This window comes from Streptomyces sp. NPDC033270, from assembly GCF_055576575.1.
On record NZ_JBVIRA010000023.1, the window covers coordinates 178,442 to 186,036 of the forward strand.

Consider the following 7,595-nt stretch of genomic DNA (forward strand, 5'->3'; position numbering starts at 1 on the left):
CAGCCCAAAAACCCCCCCCCCCCCCCCCCCCCCACCCCCCCTCCCCCCCCCCCCCCCCCCCCCCCCCCCCCCCCCCCCCCCCCCCCCCCCCCCCCCCCCGCTGCACGAGCAGCTTGTAGAGGGTGTGCTGAATCGTTTCCCGCACCTGGTCGGTCAGGTTGAACATCAGCATCGGGTCGTCCGCCGCCTCCGGCGGATAGCCGTCCGTCGGGATCGGCTCACCGAACTGGATCGTCCACTTCGTCGGGAGCGGCACCGCGCCCAGCGCCCCCAGCCAGGGGAACGTCGGCGTGATCGGGAAGTACGGCAGCCCCAGCACCCGCGCCAGCGTCTTGGAGTTCCCGATCATCGGGTAGATCTCCTCCGCGCCCACGATCGAGCACGGCACGATCGGCGCCCCGGCCTTCAGCGCCGTCGAGACGAAGCCGCCCCGCCCGAAGCGCTGCAGCTTGTAGCGCTCCGCGAAGGGCTTGCCGATGCCCTTGAAGCCTTCCGGCATCACGCCCACGATCTCGCCGCGCTCCAGCAGCCGCTGCGCGTCCTCCGCGCAGGCCAGGGTGTGCCCCGCCTTGCGCGCCAGCTCGTTTATCACCGGCAGGACGAACACCAAGTCGGCCGCCAGCAGCCGCAGATGCCGCTGCGCCGGGTGGTTGTCGTGCACCGCGACCTGGAGCATCAGCCCGTCCAGCGGCAGCGTTCCGGAGTGGTTGGCGACGATCAGCGCCCCGCCGTCGGAGGGGATGTTCTCGACGCCCTTGACCTCGACCCGGAAGTACTTCTCGTAGAAGGGCCGCAGCAGCGACATCAGGACCTGGTCGGTCAGCTCCGCGTCGTAGCCGAAGTCGTCGACCTCGTAGTCGCCGGTGATCCGGCGGCGCAGGAAGGCCAGCCCGCCCGCGATCCGCTCGTCCAGGGTCCGCGGGCTCGGCGGCGGGGGTGCCGCCGGCGGGTGCTCGGTCCGCGCTTCGGGGACGGGCGCCAGCGCCGTTCCGCGCCCCGCGCGCCCGGCCCGCCGGGCCTTTCTGCGCGCCCGAGGCTCCTCGCCGAAGGGAATGACCTTGGCGTCCGCCATCGTGGGTGAACTCCTCACTGGGTCGGGCCGCCGGGCGCCGGCAGCACGCCGGCGAGCCGGTCGACGGTACGGGCGAGGGACTCGGGCGGCAGCAGCCCGGGTCCGCGGCTGCGGGCGAATTCCGCGAAGGTCTCCGCCGTCGTGTACTTCGGGTGGAAGCCCAGTGTCTCGCGCATCTGCGTCGTCTCGACGACCCGGCCGTGCGTGAGCAGCCGGATCTGTTCCGGCGAGAAGTCCGTGATGCCGATGGACCGCAGCGCCGTACCGGCCCAGGTCACCGTCGGCAGGAACAGCGGCAGCGTGGGCCGCCCCAGCCGCCGGGAGGTCTGCGACAGCAGCAGGACGCCGTCGCCGGCGACGTTGAAGGTGCCGCTGTTGAGGGTGCCGCGGCGCGGCGCGGCGGCGGCGATCCGCAGCACCTCGATGGCGTCGTTCTCGTGGACGAACTGCAGCCGCGGGTCGTAGCCGAGGACGGTGGGCAGCACGGGCAGCGAGAAGTACTCGGCGAGCGGGGAGTCCGCGCACGGCCCGAGGATGTTGGCGAAGCGCAGTACGCACACCGCCACATCGGGCCGGCGTCGCGCGAAGCCGCGTACATACCCCTCGACCTCGACGATGTCCTTGGCGAAACCACCGCTCGGCAGCGACTTCGGCGTGGTGGTCTCGGTGAAGACGGCGGGATCCCGGGACGCGGAGCCGTAGACGCTGGTGCTGGACTTGACGACCAGGCGCTGCACGTTCGGGGCCTTCTGACAGGCGCCGAGCAGCTGCATCGTCCCGATGACGTTGGTTTCCTTCACCGAGGCGCGGCTGCCGCGCTTGCCCAACGGCGTGCCGTTGATGTCCATATGGACGACGGTGTCGACACCCGTCTCGGCCAGGACCCTGGCGATCGCCGGATGCCGGATGTCGGCCTTGAGGAATTCGGCGCCACCCAGATGGTGCTCCGGTGGCACGGCGTCGACCCCGATCACCCGGTCGACATCGGGATCGCGCTGGATCCGGCGGACGAACCGGCCGCCCAGCTGCCGTGCGACTCCCGTGACGAGCACGACCTTGCCCAAGATCAGCCCTTCCTTCCCGCCGCGACTTCCCCTGGCCCAGCTGTGCCGACCACGCTAGCCGGTCGGTGTTGCGCTGTGATGACCGCGGGATGCCCGCGGCGATATTTCCGTCCGACCACCGTCCATACGGCCCACAAGCACCGCAGCCCCCCATCGCACAGAGGCGATGGGGGGCTGCGAAATCGCGATCAGCGCCGCTTACTTCTTGTTACGACGCTGAACACGGGTGCGCTTGAGCAGCTTGCGGTGCTTCTTCTTGGCCATCCGCTTGCGCCGCTTCTTGATAACAGAGCCCACGACTACCCTCGCTCACTTCGAATCACTCGGTGCGGGGCGTCCGAGCCCACACTACCTACATCGGGCCAGCCTACCCGGCGCCGGGCGAACGGCGTAATCCGAGGGTCGGCGACGGACCCGTCAGGCTGATTCCACCCCCACATAGGACTCACGGAGATAGTCGTGAACGGCCTGCTCCGGAACCCGGAAAGACCTTCCCACGCGAATAGCGGGCAGATGACCGCTGTGCACCAGGCGGTACACGGTCATCTTGGACACTCGCATCACCGTGGCGACTTCCGCCACTGTCAGGAACACGACCTCGTTCAGAGGCCTCTGGTCTGCAGCCATGCCACACCTGCACCTTCCGCATAAGACGGTCACCGGCTTCCCCTCCGGTGACTCTTCGTCGCTATGCGCTCACTCCCCAGATTAGGGGCGGGTGATGCGAGTGGGGAAGAGGAGCAGCGAACTGCCGCCTAACGTGACAGATACGCCCGATTGAGTACATAACGGATCAGCGGTCGGTAGGACGCTGTCCGGGCGGCGTCGTCGAGGGGCACCACCTCGGCCACCCGTCCCTCCGCCTGCCCGACGAACAGCGCGGGGTCGTCCGTATCGGCCAGCCCGATCGCCTCGATGCCCAGTTGACCTGCCCCGCAGACCCAACCGTGGTCCCCGATCACCAGCCCCGGCAGCGGCCCTCCGAGGTCCGCCGCGGCCCCCAGAGCGGTCCGTACCGGCAGCGGCGAATGGGTGTGTACGCCCCCCACCCCGGGCGCGCCCCGCACGCCGGTTTCTCGCATCAGCGCGACTCCCCGTACGTAGTCCAGGACACGGGTGCGTACGCCGAACCGGGTCGCTATGTCGACACGGAAGCCATACGCCGGGGTGAGTACGGAGCAGCCCGCCGACGAGAGAGCGTCTGCCAGGGCGGCGTAGAACTCCAGCAGCCGGTGCGGATGGCCGGTGCCGAGCAGCACCGGTGTCCGGCGGCCGGCCGCCGCACCGATCCGGTCGGCGAAGCGGTCGAGGGCCGCGATCGTACGATCCGGGTCGATCACATCCGGGCCGGAAGTGTGCGCGGGATCGACCGGAACCCCGCACTTCTGCCCCATCAGTCGCAGTACTTCGCCGAGCGGCCAGTCCCGTTCGGGATCCAGCCCCAACAGCACCCTCGGATCCCGCGCCGCGAAGAGCCGGTATCGCCCCAGGCTCTTCTCCCGCATGGTCGCGATCGTCCCCGCGAGCCGCGCCTCGATCAGATGCGCCCGAAGTTCCCCGATGCCCAACACGGACCCCATGCTGTCCCGTTGACCGCCCTACCGTTGCCCCAACCGACGGGTAGTCACACCTCCGTGGCATCTCACCGATCCACCCGGCACGTACGCGCCGAGCAACCCGCCCGAACGACTCCGACGAGCCGCCTCCTCGGCACTGGCCTCGACCAACCGCCACCCGGGGCATGCACAACGCCACCGAGCCGCCTTCTCAGACAGGCACCTTGCCCGCCCTCCGTCTCGGAACGCGCCGGCCCGGGCGAGCCACCTCCTCCAGCACGCATCTCGACCAGCCACCACCTGGGTCACGCACGCCGCGAGTCGCCTCCTCAGGCGCGCACACCTTGACCAGCCGTTCCCTCAGGCACACACACGCGCGTCGACGAGCTGCCCACTCAGGACGCGCCCTGCCCTGCCTTCCCCTCAGGCACGCACCTTGACGAACCGTCTGCCCAAAGCACACACCTCGCCGAGCCGCCCCCTCAAGCACGCGCCGGCCCCCGGGAATACCCCCCGGAACCCCCACGTTGTGGCCCCGCAGGGGGCCCTCGCATCCCCTACGGGATGTGTTCGCCCCACCCCTAAGGCAGCAACCCGTGCGCCGGAAACACCGCCCGGCGCGTCGCCAGCACCGCCTGGTCCAACCGGTCGGCCGGGTCGTAGCCGTCGTCGATGAAGTCCCGCCAGCTCGGCGTACGCCCGTCCGTCATCCGCTGCGGCGCCAACTGCCGCGTCCGGCGGAACACTTCGTGCCGCCAAGCCTCCGGAATCATCGAGGCGGGATCGATCGGCCGGCCCGCCGCGATCGCCGTCAGATGCGTCCAGCTGCGCGGCACCACGTCCACCACCGCATAGCCCCCGCCGCCGAGCGCGACCCACCGCCCGTCCGCGAGCTCGTGCGCCAGCTCATGGCACGACTCGGCCACCATCCGCTGCGCGTCCAGGCTCACCGCGAGATGCGCCAGCGGATCCTCGAAGTGGGTGTCCGCCCCGTGCTGCGTCACGATCACCTGCGGCTGGAAGGCCCGCAGCAGCTCCGGCACCACCGCGTGAAAGGCCCGCAGCCAGCCCGCGTCCCCGGTCCCGGCCGGCAGCGCCACATTGGCCGCGCTGCCCTGCGCGCCCTCCCCGCCGGTCTCCTCCGCCCAGCCGGTCTGCGGGAAGAGCGTCCGCGGATGCTCGTGCAGCGAGATCGTCAGGACCCGTGGGTCCTCCCAGAACGCCGCCTGCACCCCGTCGCCGTGGTGCACATCCACATCCACGTACGCGACCCGCTCGGCACCCAGCTCCAGCAGCCGGGCGATCGCCAGCGACGCGTCGTTGTAGATGCAGAAGCCGGACGCGCCGCCCGGCATGGCGTGGTGCAGCCCGCCGGCGAAGTTCACCGCATGCGCCGCGTCGCCGCGCCAGACGGCCTCCGCCGCGCCGACCGACTGCCCGGCGATCAGCGCCGACGCCTCGTGCATCCCCGCGAACGCCGGATCGTCCGCCGTGCCCAGTCCGTACGACGGGTCCGCGGCGGCAGGATCGGCCGAGGCCCGGCGGACCGCCTCGATATAGTCCTCACGATGCACCAGCCGCAGGGTGGAGTCCCCGGCAGGCTTGGCCGCGACCACCTCCAGCGGCCCCCGGTCGAGCTCGTACGCCTCCACCAAACGCATGGTCAGCGCGAGCCGGACCGGGTCCATCGGATGCCCGGACCCGAAGTCGTAGCCCGTTACTGCCTCATCCCACATCAGCTGTGCGCGGCCGCTCATGCCGGTCACCGTATCCGGCCTCCGGCCCCCCGAACGAGCGGGCATACACAAGCGTCACCAGCACCAGTGCCATCGGTACGAGCATCGCCCCCCGATAGCTCCAGGCATCGCCGAGCACACCCACCAGCGGAGAACCGATCAAGAATCCGACATAGTTGAAGATGTTCAGCCGCGCGACGGCCATATCCGAAGCGCCGGCACCCTGCTTCTCAAAGGCGTACCGCCCCGCCGCCGCAAAGGTCTGCGGCACGATCACACACAGCCCGAGCCCCAGCAGCGTGAACCCCGCCATCCCCGCCCAGGCCCCCGGCGCGACCGCCACCACCGCGAAGCCACCCGCCGCGAGCACCGTCCCGCACCGCACCACCGCGGCCGCCCCGAAGCGCCGCACCCCCAGGTCGCCCACGGCCCGCCCGAGCAGCGTGGTGACCATATAGACGTTGTACGGAACGGTGGCGAGCTGCTCCGAGCTCCCCAGGACGTCCTGCAGATACTTCGCGCTCCAGTTGGAGACCGTCGAGTCCCCGATGTACGCGAACGCCATCACCAGACACAGCGGCAACAGCAGCCTCATGGCCACAGGCGAGCCGGCCCCCTCCCTCCCCCCGGGGTTCTGCCCCTGCGCCTGGTCGTCCCGTGGCCGGTCCACGAACCACCGGCCCGCGACGAGCGCGAGCGGCACCAGGGCGGCCACCACCGGCCCGTACAGCAGCGCGAGCGAGAGCTTCCAGTGCGCTCCGGCCCAGGCCAGCGACGCGCCCAAGATGCCGCCCAGGCTGTACGCGGCGTGGAAGCCGAGCATGATGCTGCGCCCGTACGCCCGCTGCAGACTCACCCCGAGCATGTTCATCGAGGCGTCCAACGCCCCGACCGCCAGCCCGAAGACCGCCAGCGCCACCGCCGCCTGCGCCATCGAGTGGACCGCCCCGACGGCCAGCAGCGCCAGGCACACCGCCGGCTGCACCAGCCACAGCACCAGGCCCGGCCGTACCCGCTTCACCAGCTGCTCGGTGACGACACTGCCCACCCCCGCGAGGACCGGCACGGCGGCCAGGAAGGCCGGCAGCAGGCCGTCCGAGATCCCGTAGCGGTCCTGGATCGCGGGTATTCGGGTCACCAGGAGGGCGAAGACCGCGCCCTGGACGAGGAAGCTGACGGCGAGCGAGACCCGGCCGCGCCGCAGCTGCACTCCTGGTGCCAGAGGGTCCGTCGGTGCCGGAGGGGCCGTCATGGCCGCTCAGCCTAGAACTCGCCCCTACCCCTGGGTAGATGTCGCACGCCGTCAATTCCGACGTATGCCCGACAGGTGATCCCGAGTCACTTACGACACCCACGCCACCGCAGGCACGTCTCCCCGCTACTGCAGCAGCTCCGGAACCTCCGCCATATGGCCGAACAGCCCGGTCACCCCGGCCTCCGTCAGCTTCTCTGCCGGGGTCATTCCGGTGAACCCGTAGACGTCCATCCCCGCGGCGACCGCCGCCTGCACCCCCAGCGGGCTGTCCTCGATCACGACACACCGCTCCGGGGACACCCCCATCTCCCGTGCCGCGTGCAGAAAGAGATCCGGCGCCGGCTTCCCCCGCCCCACATCCTGCGAGGAGAAGACGCGCCCGGGCTCGAACCACCGGTCCAGTCCGGTCTTCCGGTGCCCTCTGCGGATCCGCTCATGACTACCCGAGGAACCGACGCAGTACGGAACACCGTCCGCGGCCAGCTTCTCCAGCGTCTCCGTCACACCGGGCACCGGTTGCAACTCACGCTCGAAGGCCGCGAAGACCCGGCCGTGGAAGACCTCGTCGAAGTCCTCCGGCAGGCGCTGCCCCGTGCGTTCCCTGACGAGTTCATGGATACGGTGCATCGCCGAGCCCATGTAGTCGCGTATCGATTCCTCGTACGACGTGGGGTGGCCGAGCTCGGTGAGATAGCCGGCCAGGATGGTGTTGGAGATGGGCTCGCTGTCGACGAGCACACCGTCGTTGTCAAAGATGACCAGGTCATAGCGCATATCCCGAACTCTATGTGTGGCTCACGGTCCCGGAACGCAAAATAGCCTCGTTCCCCGAGTCGAAACTCGGGGAACGAGGCTATTTCAAAATTTGTTCGGCGGCGTCCTACTCTCCCACAGGGTCCCCCCTGCAGTACC

The 7,595-nt window shown here is 70.2% G+C and carries 7 protein-coding genes and 1 pseudogene; all 8 read right to left on the reverse strand.

The annotated features are described in order from the left end of the window. Positions 1–97: 97 nt before the first annotated feature. A pseudogene (locus tag ACZ5XZ_RS28670) lies at positions 98–1,072 on the reverse strand (lysophospholipid acyltransferase family protein); the annotation flags it as partial. Between the two features lie 14 nt (positions 1,073–1,086). Beyond that, positions 1,087–2,136: an NAD-dependent epimerase/dehydratase family protein gene (locus ACZ5XZ_RS28675; protein ID WP_468983025.1), complete on the reverse strand. Its 1,050-nt coding sequence runs from the start codon at positions 2,134–2,136 to the stop codon at positions 1,087–1,089. A 198-nt stretch (positions 2,137–2,334) separates the two neighbouring features. Continuing rightward, positions 2,335–2,433: a 30S ribosomal protein bS22 gene (locus ACZ5XZ_RS28680; RefSeq protein WP_003948845.1), complete on the reverse strand. Its 99-nt coding sequence runs from the start codon at positions 2,431–2,433 to the stop codon at positions 2,335–2,337. Positions 2,434–2,553: 120 nt separating this feature from the next. Further along, on the reverse strand, positions 2,554–2,763 hold the full coding sequence (locus ACZ5XZ_RS28685; protein WP_014144137.1) for a helix-turn-helix domain-containing protein: 210 nt from the start codon (positions 2,761–2,763) through the stop codon (positions 2,554–2,556). Between the two features lie 128 nt (positions 2,764–2,891). Next, on the reverse strand, positions 2,892–3,707 hold the full coding sequence (locus ACZ5XZ_RS28690) for a phosphatase (protein ID WP_468983027.1): 816 nt from the start codon (positions 3,705–3,707) through the stop codon (positions 2,892–2,894). Positions 3,708–4,273: 566 nt separating this feature from the next. Next, entirely contained in the window at positions 4,274–5,449 is a 1,176-nt protein-coding gene (locus tag ACZ5XZ_RS28695; RefSeq protein ID WP_468983029.1) for an acetoin utilization protein AcuC, read from the reverse strand. Continuing rightward, positions 5,418–6,680, reverse strand: coding sequence for an MFS transporter (locus ACZ5XZ_RS28700; RefSeq protein ID WP_468983030.1), 1,263 nt, complete (start codon positions 6,678–6,680; stop codon positions 5,418–5,420). The genes ACZ5XZ_RS28695 and ACZ5XZ_RS28700 overlap by 32 nt, the downstream gene beginning before the upstream one ends. 126 nt (positions 6,681–6,806) lie before the next feature. After that, a complete protein-coding gene (locus ACZ5XZ_RS28705; RefSeq protein ID WP_468983031.1) occupies positions 6,807–7,457 on the reverse strand; it encodes an HAD family hydrolase in 651 nt (216 codons plus the stop codon). Positions 7,458–7,595 lie beyond the last annotated feature (138 nt).

What these genes read in the sequence shown, in the direction of transcription:
- ACZ5XZ_RS28685 (WP_014144137.1), bottom strand. Translation starts at nt 2,763, where the DNA reads ATGGCTGCAGACCAGAGGCCTCTGAACGAGGTCGTGTTCCTGACAGTG.
- ACZ5XZ_RS28695 (WP_468983029.1), bottom strand. Translation starts at nt 5,449, where the DNA reads ATGAGCGGCCGCGCACAGCTGATGTGGGATGAGGCAGTAACGGGCTAC.
- ACZ5XZ_RS28700 (WP_468983030.1), bottom strand. Translation starts at nt 6,680, where the DNA reads ATGACGGCCCCTCCGGCACCGACGGACCCTCTGGCACCAGGAGTGCAG.
- ACZ5XZ_RS28705 (WP_468983031.1), bottom strand. Translation starts at nt 7,457, where the DNA reads ATGCGCTATGACCTGGTCATCTTTGACAACGACGGTGTGCTCGTCGAC.